Genomic DNA, 1,213 nt, shown 5'->3' with positions numbered 1-1,213 from the left:
TTGACCTTGGCCCAAAATCAGTGCAGTGCTAAATCAGAGATCTTCGTCTTTCCGGAGACTTCGGATGAATTCAGCCGGAGTCATGTCATTTAATGATGAATGCGTCCTTTCGTGGTTGTATTCCCTGCGCCAGCTATCGAGTTTGTTCTGAGCATCTTCCAGTGACAGGAACCAGTGAATATTCAGGCATTCGTCCCGCAGACTGCCGTTAAATGACTCAATAAACGGGTTATCTGTTGGTTTTCCAGGGCGGGAGAAGTCCATCGTAACACCATGCTCATACGCCCATTTATCCAGACTTTTCGAAATAAACTCACTGCCGTTATCCGTCTGAATACGTACCGGTAAACGCCTATCCAGCACCCGAAGTGCTTCCATTACTTTGACCACATCTTCGCCTTTCAGCGATTTTCCAGCATGGATCGCCAGACATTCCCGACTAAAATTATCCACTACAGTCAGTGCCCGAAAACGCCGCCCGTTAAACAGATTATCCGACACAAAATCCATACTCCAGCACTGATCGACATGCGTCAGAATCGGGCGCTGCTGACGGCGTGCTGCACTGACATGTCTGCGGGGATGCTTTCTGCGCAGGTTCAGTCCTTCCAGGCAATAAATCCGGTGGGTTTTCTTGTGGTTAACAAGCCAGCCTTCCCGCCGCAACTGAATATGAATACGCGGGCAACCATACCGTATCCGGGTTTCCGCGATTTCCCGGATACGCAGGGTTATCGCCTGATCATCACGCCGGCTCTGCCAGTGGTAAACCGTTCTGCTCTGCATCAGTAACCCACATCCCCGGCGGACGCTGATGCGGTATGCTTCCTGCAGAAAATGCACAGCCTGGCGCTTCTGAGCCGGCCTCAGAACTTTTGTTTTAGCACCTCCTGAAGCATCTCCTTGTCAAGACTCAGGTCGGCCACCAGTTTCTTCAGCCGTTGATTTTCATCCTCCAGTTGCCGCAGCCGTCGCAGTTCCGTCACACCCAGACCGGCAAATTTCTTCTTCCAGTTATAAAAAGTGGCCTCAGAAATCCCCATCTTTCTGCAGACTTCCCCGACGCGGGTGCCGGTTTCGGCCTGTTTCAGCGCAAACGCAATCTGTTCTTCGGTATAACGGGTCTTTTTCATGGCGATGTGCCTCGCTGTGAGAGGGAAGAACGACCGGATACTTCAGTTTAGACTGGTACTGTTTTCAGGGAGGAGATCAC

At 51.3% G+C, this 1,213-nt stretch carries 1 protein-coding gene; it reads right to left on the bottom strand.

Annotated features, from left to right (window positions below):
- Positions 1–33: 33 nt before the first annotated feature.
- Positions 34–1,133, bottom strand: a protein-coding gene (locus tag ACJ8HT_RS24090) for an IS3 family transposase (RefSeq protein ID WP_197653622.1) whose coding sequence is annotated in 2 segments (ribosomal slippage) — positions 34–878 and positions 878–1,133 — 1,101 coding nt in all. Because the reading frame shifts where the segments join, the coding sequence is not laid out codon by codon here.
- Positions 1,134–1,213: the final 80 nt, after the last annotated feature.

This window comes from Serratia sp. CY44782, assembly GCF_052168715.1.
GTDB classification, from domain to species: Bacteria; Pseudomonadota; Gammaproteobacteria; order Enterobacterales; family Enterobacteriaceae; genus Serratia; species Serratia nevei.
Note: the sequence above shows the minus strand (reverse complement) of the source record. Positions and strands in the feature narration are given on the sequence as shown.